This is a genomic window from Scytonema sp. PCC 10023 (assembly GCF_963920835.1).
Classification (GTDB): Bacteria; Cyanobacteriota; Cyanobacteriia; order Cyanobacteriales; family Nostocaceae; genus Kalymmatonema.
Genome location: NZ_CAWUDP010000409.1, coordinates 1 through 247 on the forward strand (window position 1 = coordinate 1; position 247 = coordinate 247).

The following is a 247-nucleotide window of genomic DNA, read 5'->3' on the forward strand; positions in this document are numbered from 1 at the left end:
GAACCACCACTGACAATTGTTTGCTTATCTGTGCTTATTGCTACTGACTTTACGGAACCTTGCTCACCATTGAGTACGGCGAGTGGCTGACCTTTACCAGACCACAACCGCACTGTGTTATCTGAACCACCACTGACAATTCTTTGCTTATCTATGCCGATTGCTACTGACAATACGAAACCTTGATGACCATTGAGTACGGCGAGTGGCTGACCTTTACTAGACCACAACCGCACTGTGCCATCTG

Annotated in this window: 1 protein-coding gene; it reads right to left on the reverse strand. The window is 47.4% G+C overall.

From position 1 onward, the window contains the following. A partial coding sequence (locus ACM0OZ_RS49385) for a WD40 repeat domain-containing protein (protein WP_414590243.1) occupies positions 1-247 on the reverse strand: 247 nt, incomplete at both ends.